Origin of the sequence: Pontibacter sp. Tf4 (assembly GCF_014212495.1) — a bacterium.
GTDB lineage: Bacteria > Bacteroidota > Bacteroidia > Cytophagales > Hymenobacteraceae > Pontibacter.
On sequence record NZ_JACKZC010000002.1, the window covers coordinates 519,754 to 540,943 of the forward strand.

Annotated in this window: 17 protein-coding genes and 1 other RNA gene; 8 read left to right on the top strand and 10 right to left on the bottom strand. The window is 48.5% G+C overall.

Annotated elements, in window-relative coordinates:
* Positions 1 to 28: 28 nt before the first annotated feature.
* The 5 genes from H7F15_RS05195 to H7F15_RS05215 all read right to left on the bottom strand — a co-directional run bounded on the left by H7F15_RS05195 (position 29) and on the right by H7F15_RS05215 (position 6,158).
* Positions 29 to 394 carry a response regulator gene (locus H7F15_RS05195; RefSeq protein WP_185195884.1) on the bottom strand — a complete coding sequence of 122 codons (366 nt, stop codon included), beginning with the start codon at positions 392 to 394 and terminating at the stop codon, positions 29 to 31.
* A gap of 18 nt (positions 395 to 412) precedes the next feature.
* Positions 413 to 982 carry a chemotaxis protein CheW gene (locus H7F15_RS05200; RefSeq protein WP_185195885.1) on the bottom strand — a complete coding sequence of 190 codons (570 nt, stop codon included), beginning with the start codon at positions 980 to 982 and terminating at the stop codon, positions 413 to 415.
* Positions 983 to 992: 10 nt separating this feature from the next.
* Complete coding sequence (locus H7F15_RS05205; RefSeq protein WP_255481091.1) at positions 993 to 4,685, bottom strand: HAMP domain-containing protein; 3,693 nt, start codon at positions 4,683 to 4,685, stop codon at positions 993 to 995.
* Positions 4,686 to 4,831: 146 nt separating this feature from the next.
* Positions 4,832 to 5,578 (bottom strand): ParA family protein, encoded by a 747-nt coding sequence (locus H7F15_RS05210; protein ID WP_185195886.1) that lies wholly within the window; start codon positions 5,576 to 5,578, stop codon positions 4,832 to 4,834.
* Between the two features lie 85 nt (positions 5,579 to 5,663).
* On the bottom strand, positions 5,664 to 6,158 hold the full coding sequence (locus H7F15_RS05215; RefSeq protein WP_185195887.1) for a histidine phosphatase family protein: 495 nt from the start codon (positions 6,156 to 6,158) through the stop codon (positions 5,664 to 5,666).
* A 167-nt stretch (positions 6,159 to 6,325) separates the two neighbouring features.
* Between H7F15_RS05215 and topA the strand changes: the two genes are divergently transcribed.
* The gene (gene topA / locus H7F15_RS05220; RefSeq protein WP_185195888.1) at positions 6,326 to 8,752 is read left to right on the top strand and encodes a type I DNA topoisomerase; all 2,427 of its coding nucleotides are present in this window, start codon (positions 6,326 to 6,328) and stop codon (positions 8,750 to 8,752) included.
* Positions 8,753 to 9,550: 798 nt separating this feature from the next.
* On the opposite strand, the gene H7F15_RS05225 is transcribed toward topA, so the two are convergent.
* Positions 9,551 to 10,642 (bottom strand): DUF563 domain-containing protein, encoded by a 1,092-nt coding sequence (locus H7F15_RS05225; RefSeq protein WP_185195889.1) that lies wholly within the window; start codon positions 10,640 to 10,642, stop codon positions 9,551 to 9,553.
* A gap of 167 nt (positions 10,643 to 10,809) precedes the next feature.
* Between H7F15_RS05225 and pseB the strand changes: the two genes are divergently transcribed.
* From pseB to H7F15_RS05260, 7 genes are all read left to right on the top strand, one after another.
* A complete protein-coding gene (pseB, locus tag H7F15_RS05230) occupies positions 10,810 to 11,829 on the top strand; it encodes a UDP-N-acetylglucosamine 4,6-dehydratase (inverting) (protein WP_185195890.1) in 1,020 nt (339 codons plus the stop codon).
* 66 nt (positions 11,830 to 11,895) lie between these two features.
* Complete coding sequence (gene pseC, locus H7F15_RS05235; protein WP_185195891.1) at positions 11,896 to 13,071, top strand: UDP-4-amino-4,6-dideoxy-N-acetyl-beta-L-altrosamine transaminase; 1,176 nt, start codon at positions 11,896 to 11,898, stop codon at positions 13,069 to 13,071.
* Positions 13,068 to 13,760: a pseudaminic acid cytidylyltransferase gene (gene pseF, locus H7F15_RS05240; protein WP_185195892.1), complete on the top strand. Its 693-nt coding sequence runs from the start codon at positions 13,068 to 13,070 to the stop codon at positions 13,758 to 13,760. Before pseC ends, pseF begins: the two co-directional genes overlap by 4 nt.
* Positions 13,753 to 15,228 carry a UDP-2,4-diacetamido-2,4,6-trideoxy-beta-L-altropyranose hydrolase gene (pseG, locus tag H7F15_RS05245; protein ID WP_255481092.1) on the top strand — a complete coding sequence of 492 codons (1,476 nt, stop codon included), beginning with the start codon at positions 13,753 to 13,755 and terminating at the stop codon, positions 15,226 to 15,228. Before pseF ends, pseG begins: the two co-directional genes overlap by 8 nt.
* A 21-nt stretch (positions 15,229 to 15,249) precedes the next feature.
* Entirely contained in the window at positions 15,250 to 16,293 is a 1,044-nt protein-coding gene (gene pseI / locus H7F15_RS05250; protein WP_185195893.1) for a pseudaminic acid synthase, read from the top strand.
* A 3-nt stretch (positions 16,294 to 16,296) separates the two neighbouring features.
* Complete coding sequence (locus H7F15_RS05255) at positions 16,297 to 17,598, top strand: hypothetical protein (RefSeq protein WP_185195894.1); 1,302 nt, start codon at positions 16,297 to 16,299, stop codon at positions 17,596 to 17,598.
* 49 nt (positions 17,599 to 17,647) lie between these two features.
* Positions 17,648 to 19,132: a lipopolysaccharide biosynthesis protein gene (locus H7F15_RS05260; protein WP_185195895.1), complete on the top strand. Its 1,485-nt coding sequence runs from the start codon at positions 17,648 to 17,650 to the stop codon at positions 19,130 to 19,132.
* A gap of 168 nt (positions 19,133 to 19,300) precedes the next feature.
* On the opposite strand, the gene H7F15_RS05265 is transcribed toward H7F15_RS05260, so the two are convergent.
* The 4 genes from H7F15_RS05265 to ffs form a co-directional block, all read right to left on the bottom strand.
* Positions 19,301 to 20,014, bottom strand: a complete 714-nt coding sequence (locus H7F15_RS05265; RefSeq protein WP_185195896.1) for a cell division ATP-binding protein FtsE — start codon at positions 20,012 to 20,014, stop codon at positions 19,301 to 19,303.
* 16 nt (positions 20,015 to 20,030) lie between these two features.
* Complete coding sequence (locus H7F15_RS05270) at positions 20,031 to 20,234, bottom strand: fructose-6-phosphate aldolase (protein WP_162345577.1); 204 nt, start codon at positions 20,232 to 20,234, stop codon at positions 20,031 to 20,033.
* Between the two features lie 84 nt (positions 20,235 to 20,318).
* Entirely contained in the window at positions 20,319 to 20,975 is a 657-nt protein-coding gene (fsa, locus tag H7F15_RS05275; RefSeq protein WP_163915880.1) for a fructose-6-phosphate aldolase, read from the bottom strand.
* A gap of 108 nt (positions 20,976 to 21,083) precedes the next feature.
* Positions 21,084 to 21,180: signal recognition particle sRNA small type (gene ffs / locus H7F15_RS05280), an RNA gene on the bottom strand.
* Between the last annotated feature and the right edge of the window lie 10 nt (positions 21,181 to 21,190).

Here is a 21,190-nt window from a genome sequence, read left to right on the forward strand (position 1 = left end):
TAAACTATAGTTGCAGGTACTGAAATGCTTATTCTTCTTTCAGCGCCTGGCTTACTATTTCCAGTACTTTTTCTTCCGAAAACGGCTTCACGATATAGGCAAGCGCTCCGTTTTCCATCGCCTCATTCACGATCACTTCCTGGCCTACGGCACTCACGATCACCACTTTCATATCGGGTTGCTCGGCTTTTATGCCTTTCAGCACATCCAGCCCGGTATTGTCCGGCAGTATTACGTCCAGCGTCACCAGGTCAGGTACCAGCTCTTTTGTCAGTTCCAGGGCAGTCTGCCCGTTCGGGGCCTCGCCCACTACGTCGTAACCTGCATCTGTCAGCATGTTCTTTAACATGGTGCGCATGTAAAAAGAATCATCAACGATCAATATTCTCTTCATAAGGTATGTTTTGCTTTGTTAGCTTGATAACTGTCTGATCTCATCGCCTGAAAGTATCTTGTACATATCCAGCACAATGATCAGGCGGTTATCTACTTTTGCAATTCCTTCAATATAGTTTTCCTGCACGGCAATGTCCTGCAAAAAAGACGGCGTTTTATCTAATTTTGAAACCGTAAGATTCAGCGACTGAGGCACTTCTCTTACTACTACGCCAATACTGTATTCCTTTGCCTCAATTACAAGCGTATAGGTTACACCATTCTCGGATTCAGCAGGCTCCGGTCTTATCCGGAAGCGCTCTTCCAGATCCATAATAGCGATGATATCCCCGCGTATATTGGCTACTCCTTTCACAAAGTCAGGGGTGCGTGGCATTCGGGTAATTGCAGGCGTAACCGTTACTTCTTTTACCTGTTCTATCTTAATACCATAATATTCGGCACCAAGCTTAAACACGATGAGATGCAGCAGCGGCTCATTTACCTTTCCTTTATCCGCCTCTTCCTTCCCGTTAGTCGTTGCAGGTGTCAGTTCATCGGCAGGCAACGCTGGGGTTGCCTGCCCTTTATCCTTTTTGGTAGGCATGCTTGCTCTCTTAGTTGTTGCTGTTACCCGGTCTGTTTACCCGACCTGTTGCTTTGGTAGTGGCACGTCTGGCCGCTCCGTTGCCTGCAGGTATCGAAGTCAGTCGTTTTGGTTTAGCCTGGTTAAAGATGATGTTACCATCAATAAGTTTGAAGGCTGAGATACTGATCTGCAGGTCGGCCGCGATGTCGTTCAGGTTCTGAGACGATGAGGTCAGCTCCTGCATCGAAGTGGAAAGCTGCTTGGCTGTACTTGCTACCTGCTGCGTACCAGAAGCTGTCTGTTCCGCAATGGCAACCACTTCTTCCACGTACTTCACAACGTCTCCGATAGATGACTTCTGAACTTCGGTTGCCGTTAAGATGTCCTGTGCCGTTCTCAGCGTTTCACCACTTGATGCCGCAATGTTCTTAAAGGCGCTGGATGCTTCGAATGTTGCATTCTTTCCTTTCAATACACGGCCTTCCATGGTCGAGATCGCTGTTGCAGCAGAAGCCGTATCTTTCTTCACGTCCTCAACCAGCGTTGCAATCTCACTGGCTGATTTACGGGATCCTTCGGCCAGTTTCCTGATCTCTTCGGCTACTACCGCAAAACCACGTCCTGCTTCGCCTGCTCTGGCCGCCTCAATAGCAGCGTTAAGTGCAAGTAGGTTGGTTTGTGCCGCAATATCAGTGATCACACCAAGCGATTTGGATATCTCCTGAGAGCGAGTGCTCAATACTTCAATCGTTTTCGCAGTGAGGGCTGCAGAGCTGGAAATCTCTTCCATGTTCTTCACCACTTCCGCTACTGTTTTCAGACCTATCTGAGAGCTTTCCTCACCAAGTAACGCTGTTTTGTTCACTACTTCGGCACGGTTTGCAGTCTCTTTAGTACCTTTCATGATCTCCTCGATCAGCTTAAAGGCCTGGTCTGTTTTTAACGCCTGGTTCTGTGCACCTTCAGCCATTTGCTGCATTGCCAGGGCCACATCCAAGGTTACTTTGTTCATCTCTAGTCCTTTGCCAGCCATTTCTTCAGAAGAAGAACCAACTACAAGCGAAGAGTCATTTATCTCACCAAGAAGCGCATTCAGGTTATCAACGGCAAGGTTCAGGGCATTGGCCATATCCAGAATATCACCGGCAGTCTGGATCTCCGCTTTCTGGGTCAGGTCACCTTCTGAGATAGCACGTACTACACGAGATACTTCCAGCACCGGGGTAACTATAGATTCCAGCAGGTCATTCAGGGTATCTACCAGTTCTTTCCAGCTACCGCCCACACCTTTCAGCGTGGCACGTTCAGTCAGTTTACCTTCCACACCCGCAACTCTGGCCACACGCGATACCTCACCAGCCAGTCTGTTCAGGTCAACCACCATCGTGTTGATCGTTTCAGCAAGCTCTGCTACTTCACCCCGTGCTTCAAGGCTCAGTTTCTGGGTCAGGTCACCTTTTGATACTGCTGTTACTACTTTAACTATACCACGTACCTGCGTTGTCAGGTTAGATGCCATGGTATTTACATTATCAGTCAGGTCTTTCCAAACACCGCCTACATTCGGCACCGATGCCTGGCCACCTAATTTACCTTCCGTACCTACCTCGCGGGCAACACGGGTTACCTCACCGGCAAATATGTTCAGCGAGTCCACCATCTGGTTCAGGTTCACTTTCAGGTCAGCAAGTTCGCCTTTTACATCTACCGATACCTTCTGGGTCAGGTCGCCTTTCGCTACCGCCGTTGCTACGTTGGCAATGTCACGCACCTGTAAGGTAAGGTTGGCAGCCATGGTGTTCACGTGGTCGGTCAGGTCTTTCCATACACCCGCCACATTCGGAACTATAGCTTGTCCGCCCAGTTTACCCTCAGTACCCACTTCACGTGCCACACGGGTTACTTCGTCGGCGAAGATGTTCAGCGAGTCCACCATCTGGTTCAGGTTTTCCTTCAGGTCGGCAAGCTCACCGCGCACATCCACTGATACTTTCTGAGCCAGATCACCCTTCGCCACCGCGGTGGCTACGTTGGCAATGTCACGTACCTGGTTGGTCAGGTTACCAGCCATCAGGTTTACGTTGTCGGTCAGTTCTTTCCAGATACCGGCAACGTTTGGTACGTTCGCCTGGCCACCTAATATTCCTTCGGTACCCACCTCACGTGCCACACGCGATACTTCCGCGCCAAACACATTCAGTCGGTCCACCATTTCATTCAATATATCCTTCAGTTCACCCAGCTCGCCTTTCACATCCACAGATACTTTCTGCGTCAGGTCGCCTTTTGCCACTGCCGTTGCTACGTTGGCAATATCGCGTACCTGCAGTGTCAGGTTGCTGGCCATCAGGTTCACATTCTCGGTCAGCTCTTTCCAGGTACCTTCTACTTTTGGTACATTGGCCTGGCCACCCAGTTTACCTTCTGTTCCTACCTCGCGGGCAACACGGGTTACCTCACCGGCAAATACGTTCAGCGAATCCACCATCTGGTTGATGATGTCTTTCAGGTCGGCCATCTCGCCGCGTACGTTCACCGTAATTTTCTGGGTCAGGTCGCCTTTTGCAACCGCTGTTGATACGTTGGCAATATCACGCATCTGAGAGGTAAGGTTGCTGGCCATGGTATTCACGTTGTCGGTCAGGTCTTTCCAAACGCCGCCTACATTCGGCACTTTGGCTTGTCCGCCCAGTTTACCTTCTGTGCCTACTTCACGTGCCACACGGGTTACTTCGTCCGCAAATACGTTCAGCGAGTCCACCATCTGGTTCATGTTGTCCTTCAGCTGGGCAAACTCACCACCAACATCCACCGAAATCTTTTGGGCCAGGTTACCTTTCGCTACAGCAGTTGCCACATTCGAAATGTCCCGTACCTGTAAGGTCAGGTTCGAGGCCATGGTATTTACATTATCGGTCAGGTCTTTCCATACACCGGCCACGTTTGGCACCGATGCCTGGCCACCCAGTTTACCTTCGGTACCCACTTCAAGGGCCACACGCGTTACCTCACCGGCAAACAGGTTCAGGTTGTCGATGGTACGGTTTATCGTTTCCGCCATCACCTTAAAGTCACCTGACACCGGGATCTGGAATGTTTCGTCCAGGTTACCGCGCGAGATGTTCTTTAGTACCTTGCCTACCTCAAGTACCGGTACCGCAATTGAGTCTACAAGACCGTTGATGTTGTTGATCATGTCCTTCCAGAAACCGGAAGCGTTCTCGGCAGAGGCACGTGCTTTCAGGTTACCCTCCACACCGGCTACTTTCGAGATACGGGATACCTCGCCACCTACACCACCGATCATTTCCACCATCGAGTTGTAGGCTTCGGCTATCTCAGCAAAAATATCGTTGTTCTGTTTGGTAAGTCGCACCGAAATATCACCCTTTTTAAAGGCATCAAGCGCGTACAATACCCTGTTCAGTTGCTCATTAATGTAGTCGGGGTTCTGCAGCAGTTTTTCGTCCGTCATTTTTCCATTTCCATTCCCGTTGCCGTTACCGTTTCCATTCTCACTTCCGTTGGTGGTTCTGGCGTTCGGCGACTGTGCTGTTCTGCCTTCCTCGGCAGTAGTTACAGGCACTGGTGCCACCTTTGCAGCGGAAGTTTTACGGGCACCTGTTGTTGTTTTAGGCGCCTGCGGAGCGTTAGCGGTACTGCCTTCCACGTCACTGATGAGCTTGTCTTTGCTCAGCTTCAAGTTTTTACCTAAGGCCATATAAGTTGAGTTGCGTTACTACTTAAAGTTGCACTGAAATCTCTTTCTAATCCTGATCTGATACTAATTTCGAAATATAGTACACACCGAATGTAATGCAAAATAGTTTAATTAATCTGTTCGTTCAAATGTAAAAAAAGCGTTGGTTAACCGGAGATGAACTCTTCGGCAAGTGCTTTGTAATCTTTCGCGCCGTTTGAAGCAGGGTCGTAGTCCATTATGCTTCTACCAAATGAGGGCGCTTCGGCAAGTTTAACATTAAGGCGTATACTTTGGTTAAAGATGTGTTCTTTCACGTTTTCGCGGAGGTATTCCAGCACTTCCTGGCTTAGCTTTCTGCGCACATCAAACATGACAACTACGATCCCTTTTATTTTAAGTTGCGGATTGAACGCTTTTTTTATTTTCTGGACCGTATTCATGATCTGATCGAGGCCCTGTAATGTGAGCACTTCCATCTGCAGAGGAATGAGCACTTCGGTGGCTGAGGTAAGTGCGTTGAGTGTTAAAACCGACAGCGAAGGAGGACAATCGATGAGGATATAGTCGAATCCTTTCAGGTCCTGCAGCATGTTTTTCAGAAACTTCTCGCGTTCCGGCTGAGCCACCAGCGATATTTCCACATCTACCAGCTCGTTGGAGCCCGGCACCACCCACAACCCGTCTTTTTCAACGAGCACTTCCTGCAGGGTGTTATTTCCTAAAAAGGCATCAGCCAGCGTAGCCTTTGTTTCGGTTACAGCCAGCGAGTACGAGAGGTTTGCCTGTGGGTCAAGGTCTACAAGCAATACGCGTTTTCCTAATTTGCTCAGGGCGCTGCCCAGGTTAATGGTAGTGGTGGTTTTACCGGTGCCACCCTTTTGGTTTATAACGGCCACTGTGGTTGTTGCCATGGTGTTTCTTCAGTTGTATAGGTTTATGCCTTCGGCCCGACCCCCTAAACTAACTATAAATAGGGCTTTAGCCAAAACAAAATAACTAAACGCGCTGCGGCAGATTGGTACCGAGCAGCGTAGCCTCTGTTATAAAGATATCTTCCCAGGTTTCCAGATCGGCGGCAATGACTGCTACCTGGCCCGGCTCCAGATAAGGTAAATTTTTGTTTACCAGGCTCCTGAGCAATTGCGTGAGGGCGGGGTTATGCGATACAACTATAGCTTTCTGTACGGTAGCCGGTAACTGGCTTATAGTTTTCAGCAGCTGCGATTCTTTTGGGTTGTAGATATCCGGGGCATAGGTAATTTTCTCGGCATCAAAATAAAGCCGTTCGGACAGGATACGGGCGGTAGCACCAGCGCGCCGTGCCGGGCTCGAAACGATAGCATCGGTTTTCTGATACTGTTCGCGCAGCCATTTGCCTGTTTCATGCGCCTGCCGTATACCTTCGGGTGTGAGGTCGCGCTCAAAATCAGATTGCAGCAGATAGGTGTCCTGGGCTTCGGCGTGCCGGCACAGGTATAAATAGCGTTGCATAGGTTTTACAAGTATAACCGTATTAGGTGCTTAAGTATAAAACAGTTTGTAACGGGGAAGTAATTTAAGCACTATTAAACCTATGTTCTGCATAGGAGGTTGTATTTGTTAGAAAAAAAATATGAACTTTGGGCAAATTTGAGCTCAGACCGGTTGGGAAACAAAGCATGATAAAAAACTTAGTAATAGTAGAGTCGCCTGCGAAGGCAAAGACAATAGAAGGGTATTTAGGGAAAGATTTCGTTGTTAAGTCGAGCTTCGGCCACGTACGCGACCTGCCTAAGGACAATAATGCCATTGATATAGAGAACGGGTTTAAGCCAACCTATGTCATCAGCAGCGATAAAAAAGAGGTAGTAGCCCAGCTCCGCAAATTAGCCAAGGAAGCAGAAACTGTATGGCTTGCATCGGATGATGACCGCGAAGGAGAAGCCATATCCTGGCACCTAACCGAAGCCCTGAACCTGAATGATGCTAAAACGCGCCGCATCGTTTTCAGGGAGATCACTAAAAATGCCATTCTGAACGCTATCAGTTCGCCACGAACGATAGACATGGACCTGGTAAATGCCCAGCAAGCCCGCCGTATACTCGACAGGCTGGTAGGTTTTGAGCTGTCGCCGGTGCTATGGAAAAAGATCAAAACGGGTCTGTCGGCCGGGCGTGTGCAGTCGGTGGCGGTACGTCTGGTGGTGGAGCGTGAGCGCGAAATAGAGCGTTTTAAAGCAGAAGCCGCTTTCAGGATAACTGCACAGTTTGATGTACAGGGCCGTACCCTGGAAGCCGAACTGCCGACCAAATTTAAGACCGAAGAAGAAGCACAGGCATTTTTAGAAAAGTGTCTTGGCGCCAGCTATACGATAGAGAACCTGGAGAAGAAGCCGCTGAAGCGCAGCCCCGCTCCTCCCTTCACTACTTCTACCCTGCAGCAGGAAGCCAGCCGTAAACTATATTTTTCGGTAGCGCAGACCATGACCGTAGCCCAGCGCCTGTACGAGGCCGGTAAGATCTCCTACATGCGTACTGACTCCGTAAACCTGTCGGATGAAGCTATTTCCGGTGCTGCCAATGCTATTCAGCAATCATTTGGCGAAAAGTTTGTAAAGACACGTCGCTTCAAAACAAAATCATCAGGCGCACAGGAGGCGCACGAAGCCATTCGCCCCACAGATTTCTCGCAGCTGCAAGTAAGCAGCGACCGCAACGAGCAACGTCTGTATGAACTGATCTGGAAACGGGCTATTGCCTCGCAGATGGCCGATGCAGAAATAGAGAAAACGACTGCAACAATAGGTATCTCTACCCAACCTGAAAAACTGATTGCAACCGGAGAAGTCATCAAATTTGAAGGCTTCCTGAAAGTATACATTGAGTCGAAAGATGATGAGGATGTGCAGGATGAGGATGTGAAGGGCATGTTGCCTCCGCTTTCGGTTGGCCAGACTATAGCTTTGCGCCAGATGCTGGCTACGCAGCGTTACTCCCGCCCGGCCGCCCGCTATACAGAGGCAAGCCTGGTAAAGAAACTTGAGGAAATGGGCATCGGGCGTCCTTCTACGTATGCCCCAACCATCTCGACAATACAGAAACGTGGGTACGTAGAAAAAGACAGTCGCGAAGGAAAAGAGCGCCCTTACCGCGTGCTTACCTTGCAGAAAGACCAGATCAACAGCCAGACCAAAACCGAAATAACCGGCGCCGAAAAAGCCAAACTGTTCCCGACGGATATGGCAATGGTGGTGAATGATTTCCTGGTAGAGCACTTCCCTACCGTGATCGACTACTCGTTTACAGCTAAAGTAGAAGCCGAGTTTGACGAGATTGCCCAGGGCCATGAAGAATGGAAGGCGATGCTCGAAAAATTCTATGAAAAATTTCACAAGCGCATTGAGTCGAGTGAGACGATTGACCGGGCGGCCGTATCTGGTGCCCGCGAACTGGGAACAGACCCGAACACCGGCAAAAAACTGATCGCCAAGCTGGGTCGTTTTGGCCCCTATGTGCAGTTGGGTGAAGAGGATGCGGAAACAGGTGAAAAGCCCGTGTACGCCAGCCTTCGCAAGGGGCAGTTTCTGGAGAGTATTACGCTGGAAGATGCGCTGGAACTGTTTAAACTGCCACGTGTTGTCGGCAACTACGAAGACAAGGAGATGAAAGCTGCCATCGGTCGTTTTGGTCCGTACATCAGCCACAACAGCAAGTTCTACTCCCTGCCAAAGGGCATGGACCCACTGTATATTACCCCGGAAGAGGCGATTGCCCTGATCGAGCAGAAGCGCAAAGCCGATGCTGAGAAAATGATCAAAACCTTTGACGAGAACCCGGATGTGCAGGTACTGAATGGCCGTTATGGTCCTTATATTGTTGTCGGTAAAAAGAACGTCAAAATCCCAAAAGGCAAAGAGCCTTCCGAGTTAACACTGCAGGAATGTTTAGACCTGGCAGAAGCAACGCCTGAGAAAAAAGGGAAAGGTGGTTTTAAAAAGAAAGCAGAAACTACAACTGCTGAAAAGAAACCTGCTGCCAAAAAAGCACCAGCCAAGAAAGCTGCTGCTAAACCGAAAACCGCAGCAAAGCTAAAAGCGAAGAAGTAATTTTTTGTTTATTGTTCATTTGAAAAACGCAGCAGGTTTGGTCCTGCTGCGTTTTTTGTTTTAGTAGAGATCTGTAGTTCAATACTTACGATAAATGTCAACCGAGCATTCTTGAGATGCGAGTCGAAAAAGAGCTAGCATAGCTACAAGGGATTTTATATGTCCTATATTTCCACTATTGTCATTTCGAACGCAGTGAGAAATCTATCTCAGACTATAGTTGCTTCTTTGTCATCCAGAGCGAAGTCGAGGGATCTTATTTGTCCTATAGTTTGAATAGCTATAGTTCTATAGTTGACTTTGCCTGCCATCCGAACCAAGCCATTGTTTTATAGTTTACTCTAATCCTGGGAGCTCTACTAACCCATAGTTCTATAGTTTGCTTGGCTCCCTCCCGGGCCGGGAGGCCCGGTCTTTGGGCATCGCGCTGCTGCCTTCTTGCTATCCTCGCTGCGCTCGGATTGCCTGACGGCACCGCAACAAGTCAAAGGCGCTCAACCCAAAGACTGATATCAATTCGATAGCTAAAGCTTAATCTATAGTTGCTGTATCTGCTCTTGGTTGAAGCAGATCGGTTATTTTCTCGTGGTTGTAATTCCTTGGGGTAGGCTATGCCTACCTGCTCGTGGGCTGTAACTACAGAACTATAGCTCCAACTATAGCAATGTCAGAGTTCCCCTCCTTGGATAAGGAGGGGCAGGGGTGGTTGGACCGACACCAACTATAGAACTATAGCTGCCCCAACTATAGCAAAACCCCAAATCCTGAAAATCCTGATTCAGACTAAAGATCAGCAAACTATAGTTCAGAAAACCAGGCCTCTACCCTTTTTATAACTACTGTAAAGTTTTCAGATGAATCACCTCCTGTTCCTATTTCACTTGTATAATCAAACCCTAAGCCTTTGCATAACAGAAAGTAATGGGTTTTCACCAGGTTGGCCGGGTGTAGTTCCAGCACTTTACAGTTCTCCGCGAACAGGAGGTTCGTCAGCCCGGCGCCGTGGGGGGCTATAACGGCCTCGGTATTATAAAAGAGCTGCACCTGCTCTTGGTAACTGAGTTCTTCTGCGCGAACAATCTCGAATCCATAGTTGGACAGCAAAGGCAATAATTCCGGCTCGTTCAAAACCCGACGCGTTTTAGCCTTGCTCCTGCTGATGTAAATTCGTTTTTTGCTCCCGGTATGCTTTACCTGATATCCTTTCCAGATAGCCTCGCGCAGCCACTGGCTAACTTGTAATGGCAGATAGCCGCTCTGCGGGTTAGAGATGAACGACGGAAGAATAAACTGCTCCACCTCCCACTTTTCGTGCTCCCCAATATACATCACTTCTACATTCGGGTGCTCCTGCAGTAAAAATTGCAGCGTTTCGTACTGGTAGGCAGGCAGATCGCGGCGCATGATGAGCTGGATCGGCTCCTGCACCTGCTGTAATAAAAAGTATAAACGCGGCAGGCAATCAAAGAACCAGTGGTAGTTGTTATTTTCGGCCCAGGGCAAATGCAGCACCGAAGTATAAAGTCCGGGCCTGGTCTTGGATAACATAAAGGCGGGCGTTTTAAATGCCGGCGATTTTGAAAGCCTGCTCCCATCAAACACCGACTCTACCACAACTTTACCACCTTGCACTATTGCACCCGAATTACCTAAAAAAGTTACATCCTGCAGCGTAACTATAAACTGGGGCTTAATGCGGTAACCCAAAGTATAATCTAAACTATAGTTAAAGCTGGCCGCCGACTGTTCCAGAAATTCCTGTTCCTGCTCATTAAAGTAAATAACCTGTGTTGGCGCTACCACCCTTTTAGAAGCATGATGCAGCACCGAAGTATAACGGAAATAATAGCTGGCTGTATGAAGAATGCGGAAGAGTAACTTTTTCAGCATAGGTTAAGGGTATAGCCCGAAAGATACGATTTATAGTTTTTAGTTAAGAGTTATGTGTTAAAAGTTCAACTGACAGCAGTCAACAATTCAACAATCAACAATTAAATAGTAACTTGCACCACAAATGTTGGCTATAGTTTGCCGCACTCAAAAAGTATAAAATCAGCATGGCATTAGACCTGAATCATAAGTCTATTTTGGTAACGGGCGGCACGGGCTCGTTTGGTAAAAAATTCGTGGAGATGGTATTTGCCCGTTTCCCGGATGTGAAGCGCCTGGTCATTTATTCGCGCGATGAACTGAAGCAGTTTGAAATGTCGCAGACCTTTCCGCACAGCAAATACAAGGCTATCCGGTATTTTATCGGCGATGTGCGTGACGGTGAGCGTTTTAAGCGCGCCTGCGAAGGCATCGACATCATTGTGCATGCCGCCGCTATGAAGCAGGTGCCTGCTGCTGAGTACAACCCGATGGAGTGCATCAAGACCAACGTGTTGGGCGCTGAGAACGTGATCAATGCGGCCCTGGACAGCGGCGTGAAGGACGTGGTGGCCCTTTCGACTGATAAGGCGGCTGCGCCTATAAACCTGTATGGAGCTACCAAACTATGCTCCGATAAGCTGTTTGTGGCCGCTAACAACATGAAAGGCAAACGCGACATTAAGTTTTCGGTGGTACGCTATGGCAACGTGATCGGTTCACGGGGCTCTGTTGTGCCATTCTTTTTGAAAAAACGCGAGGAAGGTGTGCTGCCTATCACTCACCAGGACATGACCCGTTTCAATATCTCCCTGGAAGAAGGTGTAGAAATGGTATTCCATGCCCTGGAAACGCATTGGGGCGGTGAGATCTTCGTTCCTAAAATTCCATCTTACGTGATCACAGAGCTGGCAAAAGCTATTGGTCCGGATTGCAAACAGGAGATTGTAGGCATTCGTCCGGGCGAGAAACTGCACGAAGAAATGATTACGGAAACAGATTCGCTGAACACGGTGGAGCTGGATAAATATTATGTGATCCTGCCGTCTACACCAACCTGGGCGACCGAAGATTTCCTGAAAGCATTTAATGGTAAAATGGTACCGATGGGCTTTAAATACAACTCCGGTACCAACGACGAGTGGCTGTCAGCCGAGCAACTACGCGACCAGATACGCCAGCATGTAGACCCGGCATTTAATGTGTAATGATTAATTCTCATTTTATTACATTTAAAATTATTCATTATTCATTCCTAATTATTCATTAAAGAGATGAAGCCAATTCCCTACGGTCGCCAGCATATTACGCAGGAAGATATCGATGCAGTGATTGAAACGTTGCAATCTGATTTCCTGACACAGGGACCTAAAGTAGCTGAGTTTGAGCAGGCTTTTGCCAACTATGTAGGCGCAAAATATGCAGTAGCCGTAAGCAATGGCACAGCGGCTTTGCACTTATGTACACTGGCACTGGGCGTGAACGAAGAATCCAGGGTGATCACAACGCCGATCACTTTTGTGGCTTCGGCCAACTGCGTGCGCTATTGCGGCGGTACCGTTGAATTTGCAGACATCGACCCTGAGACTGCTCTGCTTGATATAAATAAGGTACGTGTGATGCTGGAAAGCAAGCCCAAAGGCTACTATACCGGCCTCATCCCTGTCGATTTTGCCGGCAACCCGGTAAACCTGGAAGAATTCAGAAAACTGGCCGATGAGTTTGGCTGCTGGATCATAGAAGATGCCTGCCATGCCCCTGGCGGTTATTTTATGGATAGTAACGGCGAGAAACAACTATGCGGAAACGGCAAATATGCTGATCTGGCTATTTTCTCGTTCCACCCGGTAAAGCACATTGCAACCGGCGAGGGCGGCATGATCACAACCAACTCCGACGAACTATACCAGGAACTGCTGAAACTGCGCACCCACGGCATTACCCGCGACCCGCAACTGATGGAAGAAAACCATGGCGGCTGGTACATGGAGATGCAGGAACTGGGCTACAACTATAGAATTCCGGATATGCTCTGTGCCTTAGGTGTTACACAATTGCGTCGCGCCGATGCCGGCCTTGCCCGTCGTAAAGGCATTGCCAAGGTGTATGACGAAGCATTTGAAACTATAGCCGGCATTGAAGTATTGGGCACATCTGCAGAGGCCTTATCCGAAAACGGCGACACCGGCCATGCGTACCATTTGTATGTTATTAAAGTAGCTGACCGAAAAGGCCTATACGATTTTCTGCGCGGGCATAACATTTTTGCACAGGTGCATTACATTCCGGCACACACCATGCCGTACTACAGAAACCTGGGCTATAAAAAAGGCGATTTCCCGGAAGCTGAAGCTTACTATAGCGAGTGTCTGAGCCTGCCTATGTACCCAAGTCTGACGGCAGAAGAACAGGAATTTGTAATTGAGAAGGTGAAGGAATTTGTTGGATGAAAGCCATTGCCATCATACCAGCCCGTGGCGGCAGCAAACGTATTCCGCGCAAGAATATAAAATCGTTCTTAGGTAAGCCGATCATAGCTTATTCCATAGAAGCTGCCATTGCCTCCGGGCTGTTTGATGAAGTAATGGTATCGACAGATGACGCAGAGATCGCAACTATAGCGGAGCAGTATGGGGCGAAAGTGCCTTTCCTGAGAAGTAACGCTACAGCCGATGACTATGCCACAACGGCCGATGTACTGCTGGAGGTGCTGAAAGAATATGCCGGACTTAAACAGGAGTTTGCTGTAGGTTGCTGCCTTTACCCAACAGCGCCGCTTGTCAGGATTAGTGCCCTGAAAGAAGCGTATGACCTGCTGAACAGCCAGCACTATGACACCGTGTTTCCGGTATTGAAATACAGTTACCCCATCTGGCGCAGCCTGAAACTACAGGAAGCTAAAGTGAGCATGAACTGGCCGGAGCATCTCAACAGCCGCTCCCAGGACCTGCCCGCTGCCTACCACGATGCCGGCCAGTTCTACTGGTTTAAGACAGTTAGCTTCCAGCGGTCAAAGAAACTCTTCACTGAAAATTCAGGCGCCATAGAACTCGAAGAACTGGAGGTGCAGGACATCGACAACGAAACGGACTGGAAACTGGCAGAGCTAAAGTATAAACTGTTACATCACATTGACTGAAGCATCCACAAAACGTCGCATCATTTTCCGTGCCGATGGCAACAGCCGGATTGGGTTGGGCCATGTGGTCCGGTCGCTGGCGCTGGCCGGTATGCTGCGCGATGATTTTGAATGCGTGTTTGCCATTCAGGAACCAGATGATGCCCTGAAGAGCCAGATACTGGAGACTTGCCATGGCCTGATCACGTTGCCGGTATGTGCCCCAACTGAGGAACGCTTTAACTATGAACTGGCTGCCTACATCTCCGAAGAAGAAATGGTGGTGCTGGATGGCTATAGTTTTGATACCGACTATCAGCAAACTATAAAAGCACGGGGAGCGCAATTGATTTGTATAGACGATATCCATGCCTACCGGTTTGTGGCCGATGTGGTACTGAACCAGGCAGGTGGCGTGGCACCCGACAACTATAGCATTGCCCCCTATACCAAACTGCTGCTGGGTCCGGAATATGCCCTGCTTCGTGCCCCTTTTTTAAAAGTGGCCCGGCAAGAAAGAACGCTTCCAAACGGCAACAGTAAACTACTCTTAAACTTAGGCGGTGCAGACCCCGAAAACTATACACTCAGGTTAGCGCAGGAAATAGCTGCTTTACATAAAACTACAACTATAGAAATCATAGTTGGCAGCGCTTACAAACACCTTCCCCAACTACAAAGCTGGCTTCAGGATAAACCAATCTATAGTTTACACCAGAACCTGGATGCCGAACAGATGTGCAAACTAATGCAACAGTGCGCCATAGCTGTTACATCGGCAAGTGGCGTGGCCTACGAGTATGCAGCGGTAGGCGGTAAGTTGTTCATTCTTCAAACCGCAGATAACCAGTCAGGACTCTATCACTTCCTGATAAAAAGTGGCATTGCCCAGCCCTATACAATGGATGCGTTGCCTGCAGCTATTGATAGTGAATTTGAAGAACTGGTAACTATACAACGTCGCTTTTTCGATGGTCATAGCGATGAGCGTTTGCGTACGGTATTTCTGCAGTTAAGCCTACGGGCAGGCCTGATACTCCGGAAAGCAACTATAGCTGATCTGCAACTGGTGTACGACTGGAACAACGATCCGGAAGTACGCCAGCGGTCTTTTAACCCGCAGCCAATCCTGCTGGAAAATCACACCCGCTGGTTTACCGCCAAACTTGACGATGCGACCTCTAAATTTTATATTGCAGAAGCAGCCGGCACTCCTGCAGCACAGATCCGGTTCGATATAAAAGCTGAGAAAGCAACTATAAGCTACCTGATCAGCAGAGATTTCCGGGGCAAAGGGTTGGGACATACGGTGCTACAGAAAGGCATCGCACAACTGCAAAAGGAGGTTCCGCAAGTGAAGGAGGTAGAAGGACTAGTGCAGCAGGATAACATGGCATCGGTAAGAGCATTTGAGAAAGCCGGTTTCAGCTACGGTACACCAGACCCTAACCACCCGGAAGCGCACCGTTTTGTGCTGGAGCTGCTTTAACAACTATAAGTTCAGACAATCATGATCAACGATATAACTATAGCCGGCCGCCTGGTTGGTGCTAACCATAAGCCTTTTATTATTGCCGAAATGTCGGGCAATCACAACCAGTCGCTGGAGCGGGCACTGGCTATAGTTGATGCCGCCGCCGACGCCGGTGCCGATGCCATTAAACTACAGACCTACACCGCCGACACCATGACCTTGCCCGGCGCTTTTACCATCGAAGATGAGAACTCGCTCTGGAAAGGTCGTGAACTATACGATCTCTACAAAGAGGCCTATACGCCCTGGGAATGGCATAAACCTATTTTTGAACGGGCCAGAGAACGCGGTATGATCGCTTTTTCGTCGCCGTTTGATGAGACTGCCGTTGATTTCCTGGAAGAGCTGGGCGCACCGGTTTATAAGATCGCCTCTTTTGAGAATACTGACCATCCGCTGCTGCGTAAAGTAGCAGCTACCGGCAAACCGGTCATCATGAGTACAGGCGCGGCTACCGTGCAGGAAGTGGCCGAAGGCGTTCAGGTGTTACAGGAAGCCGGTTGCAGGGAACTCATTCTTTTAAAATGCACCAGCACCTACCCTTCTACTCCCGAAAACACAAACCTGCTGACCATCCCTCACATGCGCGAACTTTATACCGTGCAGGTTGGCTTATCGGACCACACGATGGGTGTAGGTGCAGCTGTGGCAGCCGTAGCATTGGGTGCCACGGTTATCGAAAAACATTTTACCCTGCGCCGCGCGGATGGCGGTGTGGATTCAGCCTTCTCGTTGGAGCCAGAAGAACTGAAGCTGCTGGTTGTGGAATCGGAAAGGGCCTGGCAGGCTATGGGACACGTGCAGTATGGCGTGCAGAAAGCCGAAGAGAAAAGCCGCCTGTTTAAACGCTCGGTTTATGCTGCTAAAGACATAGCTGCCGGCGAAGCGTTTACAAAAGAAAATATCCGTGTCATCCGACCGGGGTTAGGCCTGGCGCCCAAGCATTACGAGGAACTGTTGGGCAAAGCTGCTGCTACTAACATAAAAGCCGGCACTCCCCTCACCTGGGACATGGTATAACTCGTGAAAAACTGGTACGCCCTTTACAGCAACATCCTGCACCTGCACTTTTCGGAAGGCTTTTACAGACTGCCAGAGAGTGCCAAAAATGCTGTGTCTCCTGCTCAACCGCTCAGGCGTTTCCTTAAAGTACTTGGCTATAGTTTGGTCAGGCTTATAGGTAATCTTTTTAAAAACGTTGAGCATAGCGAGCAACTACAGGGCAAGGTATGGCTGTATGTGGTCAGCCAGAATAATGTGGATAGCCTGCAGTTCATAAAACACGGTTTGCCGAATGCCGTTTTTGTAGCCGGGCAGAGCAAGGAAATAGGCAAGTACAATAAAACGGTCCAGCGCATTTCTCTGCGCCGGAAACTATTCTATTACTATAAGTTCCTTCCCCTTTACTTCCAGTTTCTGAAGCGCAAAAAGCAGAGCACGCTACGGTTTTATGATATACTGTTCGATGCCGTTGGTTTTTATGAAGTGTACCTCCAAAAGCTCCGAAAATATAAACCCGCAGCCATAGTTTTTGCCAACGACCACAATGCCGATGCCCGATCCATGTTGTTAGCTGCTAAGGCGGCAGGTATCAAAACAATTTATATTCAGCACGCCAGCGTCAGCCCTATATTTCCGCCACTGCAGTTTGACCTGAATCTGCTGGAGGGACAGGATGCGCTGCAGAAATATAAAATCTGCGGGCCCATAGAGGGAAAAGTAGAGCTGATAGGGATGCCTAAAGCGGATGCTTTTGTGCCGTTCCGTAACAGAAACCAACAGATACAAACGATAGGCATTGGCTGCAACCTGATGGACGATTTAGGGGAAATCGGAAAGCTGATACGCCAATTAAGTTCAGATTTCCCGTCCATACACTTTATACTACGCCCCCACCCCCGCGACAAACGTGACTTTAACGCACTCTCAACTATAGGCACTAACATCAGCCTCTCTGATAGCCGAACTATAGTTACCTTCGATTATCTGCGCCAGGTAGATGTACAGATCAGCGGCAACTCCGGCATCCACTTAGAAGCAGTTTTACTGAACGTGTGGTCCATCTTTTATAACATGAACCCAACCGAAAAACTGGACGATTATTACGGGTTTATCGCGCACGGTTTGGTTGATGCTCCTGCTGGTTACGAGGAACTGAAGCACCTGCTACAACAACACCTGCACGAAAAGCCGAATGTATACCAGCGAGCGAAATACTACAACGAAACAGTAGGGTCCACTTACGAAGGTAAAAGCAGCGAGCTGGCTTTAAAATTCCTGAAAGATTTTGTTCAGGTTGGTCGGCCTGCAAAGGCGAATCTATAGTTACTTTACTATCCCCAAAAACTTTACCTTTGCTCTCTGACTTTAGCCAATGAGTAGACAATTACAGCGCGAAGGCATCTGGAACACCATCATCTCGTATGCCGGCATTGCCATCGGGTACGTGAATGTACTTATCCTTTTCCCGAACATCCTGGATGAAGAACAGGTTGGTTTAACGCGCTTGCTGCTAACTATAGCCGAGATGTTCGCACAGTTTGCCGCCCTGGGCTTCGTGAACATGAGCGTGCGGTACTTCCCGTACTTCCGCAATAAGGAGAAACAACACCACGGCTTCCTGTTTGTGTTGCTCTCAGTACCGATGTTCGGGTTTGCACTCATGACGGCGCTGTTCATCATTTTCAAGCCTGTAGTTGCCGATTATTACCGCGAGAACTCTTCGCTGCTGCTCGATTACTATTACTACATTATTCCACTGGCGTTCTTCACGCTGCTGTTTAACCTGTTCACGGCTTACCTGCGGTCGCTTTTCAAAACTATAGTTTCGTCTTTTGTCAAGGATTTCCTGTCGCGGGTACTGATACTGGTGTTGCTGCTGGCCTATAGTTTTGGCTGGATGGATTTTGAGATGTTTGTGCTACTGTACGTGGCTGCCAACTCTGCCATTGCGCTCGTGCTGATCGGGTATACTATGTGGCTGAAGCAATTCCACATACGTCCTGCATTCTCAGAGGCGGTAAGCATTGTTCCTTTCCGGGAGATGCTGTTTTTCGGGCTGTTCACGTTTATGGGTAACATTTCGGTCACCATCATCAAGTCCGTGGACCAGGTAATGATCAGTTCTGTAAGTTTGAGCGACAACGGGATTTACACTACTGCCTTTTACATGACGAGTGCCATTGTTACACCTGCGCTGGCCATTTTCAAGATCGCTTTCCCGCAGGTGGCGGAGTTCTGGAAGGAAAGAAACATGCCGGGCATGGCAAAATTTTACAAGCAGATCACGCTCATAAACCTGATCATCGGGCTGCTGCTTTTTATAGGCATCTGGGCCAACCTTGATAACCTGTTCTCTTTCATGCCCGACACCTATAGTGCCGGCAAATATGTGGTGCTGTTTCTGGCCATCGCGCGACTGGTAGATCTGGCCACCGGCATAAACGGCATTATCCTGGCCACTTCGGATAAATATCGCTGGGACCTGCTGTTTAATATTGTGCTGGCGGGCCTCACCATCTGGACAAACTCTATTTTTATTCCGCTTTACGGCATGAACGGGGCTGCTTTTGCCACTATGCTGTCGTTGGTATTTATTAACCTGCTGCGGATGTTCTTTGTGCTATGGGCATACAAAATGCAGCCCTTCGCCTGGAGTTCGCTGGGCATAACCATAATTGCTTTGGTGGCATTGGGAGTGTCTTACCTTATTCCTTACCTGGGCAATGTGTACCTCGATATTGCTGTGCGGTCTATAGTTATAACTATAGTTTACAGCGCCCTAACGCTCGGTTTTAAAGTGTATCCGGATCTGAATGACTGGGTTCGAAAACTCGTAAAAACTTATACCGGAATATAAACAAGCTATAGTTTCGGAAGATATAGCTATAGTTCACCCACACGAAGTTTAAAACTATAGTTTAGCAGGGTTAAAGCGTATCTACTGTGAAAGCCAACAGAATAAATTCTACCAACTATAAACTATAGCTGGTTATCTAAAACACTGTTAACCTGAAAGAGAGGCTGCTTAGTAGCTGGCGGTTGTAAAAGCGAAAGTTTCTTTGTTGGAATCCAGCACTTTGCCGCTTTCGCATTTTAAAACCCGTTTTGGATAACGGTTGATGATCTCGTAGTTGTGGGTAGCCATTAGGATGGCCGTGCCGCTGTTGTTAATTTCCATAAACAGCTGCATAATGCCATCGGCCACGATCGGATCGAGGTTACCGGTTGGTTCGTCGGCGATCAGGATTACAGGCTCGTTCAGCAGGGCGCGAGCTACTACAATACGTTGCTGCTCCCCTCCTGATAGCTGGTGTGGCATTTTGTTTGCAGCAGCATCCAGGCCAACTCGCATCAGCACTTCCGAAATGCGCTGCTTTATTTTGCTTTTGTCTTTCCAGCCTGTTGCGCGTAGCACAAAGCTCAGGTTCTCGGCCACTGTACGGTCGAACAACAACTGAAAATCCTGGAAAATAATACCCAGACGGCGACGCAGAAAAGGAATTTTAGTGCGTGGAAGTTTGCTTAAGTTGAAATCAGAAACAGTAGCTGCGCCCGTCAGCAAAGGCAGGTCCGCATACAACGTTTTAAGTAAAGAGCTTTTCCCACTGCCTGTGCGCCCCACCAGGTACACAAATTCCCCTTTCTCGATATCAAAGGATACGCCACTCAGAATGGTATTGCTGTCCTGGTAAACAGCTACATCGCGAAGGGATACTACGGGTGAAGAGGAAAAACTCATGGGTACGTTACGCTACTTAAATCTCTAATTTCTGCAGTTTACCAAATTCCAACGACTCTATCAAAGCGGCCAGCGCATCTTCTTTACCTTCCAGCCCGTAACGGTCCAGGTTTTTAAGCGGCCGGTCGGCCCGGAAATAAGCTATCAGCACAAAATTGCTGTCGCGCAACTGTATGTAATCCGGAATTTTAGCCTTGCCTTTAACTTTGATGATGTACATTTTTTTGGAATGAGTAATTAATAATGATTAATGAATAATAAAGCTTGTATGCTCCATTACTCATTAATCATTACTCATTAATAATTATTTATTTCCTTTGGCGTGGTCGGCCAGGAACTTCTGCAGACCGATATCGGTAAGTGGGTGGTTCAGCAGGCTGGTGATTACGTTCAGCGGGCAGGTAACCACGTCGGCACCAATCTCAGCGCACTGCACCAGGTGCATTACGTGGCGCACCGAAGCCGCCAGTACCTGTGTCTGGTAACCATAGTTGCTGTAAATCTGCACGATCTGGTCAATCAGCTGCATACCGTCTGTCGATACATCATCTAAACGACCTACGAACGGAGACACATAGGTTGCACCGGCTTTAGCCGCCAGAATAGCCTGACCAGCAGAGAACACCAACGTACAGTTTGTTTTAATTCCCTTTTCGCTGAAGTAACGGATCGCCTTCACGCCATCACGGATCATAGGCACTTTCACCACGATGTTCGGGTGCAGCTCAGCTAAAAACTCACCTTCTTTAATGATGTTCTCGTAATCCGTTGCAATAACTTCCGCGCTGATGTCGCCGTCTACTATTTCGCAGATCTTTTTGTAATGCGCCATCACGTTATCGTGACCAAAAATGCCTTCTTTGGCCATTAAAGATGGGTTGGTTGTTACACCGTCGAGCACACCCAGGTCGTGTGCTTCCTGAATTTCCTGCAGGTTTGCAGTATCAATAAAGAATTTCATAGGAATTGGGATGATTATAGTACAAAGCTAAACTATAAATCCTGAAACCGGAAAGAAAGCGGGTATTTTTAGGTTTGGCGGGGAGCGCCGTTGGGGTATGGGCAAAAAAAAGTGGCAAACCAACATCGCGCCGCTTCGACCGCCTACCCTTGCTACCTTCCGGTCCTGGGGGATTTGGCAGGAGCTGGCCGTGCCGATTTGCCGTTACAAAAGTA

Excerpts from the sequence above, each read along its gene's own strand:
- H7F15_RS05215 (WP_185195887.1), bottom strand. The coding sequence starts at position 6,158 with ATGCAACGCTATTTATACCTGTGCCGGCACGCCGAAGCCCAGGACACC.
- H7F15_RS05205 (WP_255481091.1), bottom strand. The coding sequence starts at position 4,685 with ATGGCCTTAGGTAAAAACTTGAAGCTGAGCAAAGACAAGCTCATCAGT.
- H7F15_RS05270 (WP_162345577.1), bottom strand. The coding sequence starts at position 20,234 with ATGTACATCATCAAAGTTAAAGGCAAGGCTAAAATTCCGGATTACATA.
- H7F15_RS05265 (WP_185195896.1), bottom strand. The coding sequence starts at position 20,014 with ATGAGTTTTTCCTCTTCACCCGTAGTATCCCTTCGCGATGTAGCTGTT.
- pseC (WP_185195891.1), top strand. The coding sequence starts at position 11,896 with ATGAAGCCAATTCCCTACGGTCGCCAGCATATTACGCAGGAAGATATC.
- H7F15_RS05195 (WP_185195884.1), bottom strand. The coding sequence starts at position 394 with ATGAAGAGAATATTGATCGTTGATGATTCTTTTTACATGCGCACCATG.
- pseF (WP_185195892.1), top strand. The coding sequence starts at position 13,068 with ATGAAAGCCATTGCCATCATACCAGCCCGTGGCGGCAGCAAACGTATT.
- fsa (WP_163915880.1), bottom strand. The coding sequence starts at position 20,975 with ATGAAATTCTTTATTGATACTGCAAACCTGCAGGAAATTCAGGAAGCA.
- H7F15_RS05225 (WP_185195889.1), bottom strand. The coding sequence starts at position 10,642 with ATGCTGAAAAAGTTACTCTTCCGCATTCTTCATACAGCCAGCTATTAT.
- pseB (WP_185195890.1), top strand. The coding sequence starts at position 10,810 with ATGGCATTAGACCTGAATCATAAGTCTATTTTGGTAACGGGCGGCACG.
- H7F15_RS05210 (WP_185195886.1), bottom strand. The coding sequence starts at position 5,578 with ATGGCAACAACCACAGTGGCCGTTATAAACCAAAAGGGTGGCACCGGT.
- pseI (WP_185195893.1), top strand. The coding sequence starts at position 15,250 with ATGATCAACGATATAACTATAGCCGGCCGCCTGGTTGGTGCTAACCAT.
- H7F15_RS05260 (WP_185195895.1), top strand. The coding sequence starts at position 17,648 with ATGAGTAGACAATTACAGCGCGAAGGCATCTGGAACACCATCATCTCG.
- H7F15_RS05200 (WP_185195885.1), bottom strand. The coding sequence starts at position 982 with ATGCCTACCAAAAAGGATAAAGGGCAGGCAACCCCAGCGTTGCCTGCC.
- topA (WP_185195888.1), top strand. The coding sequence starts at position 6,326 with ATGATAAAAAACTTAGTAATAGTAGAGTCGCCTGCGAAGGCAAAGACA.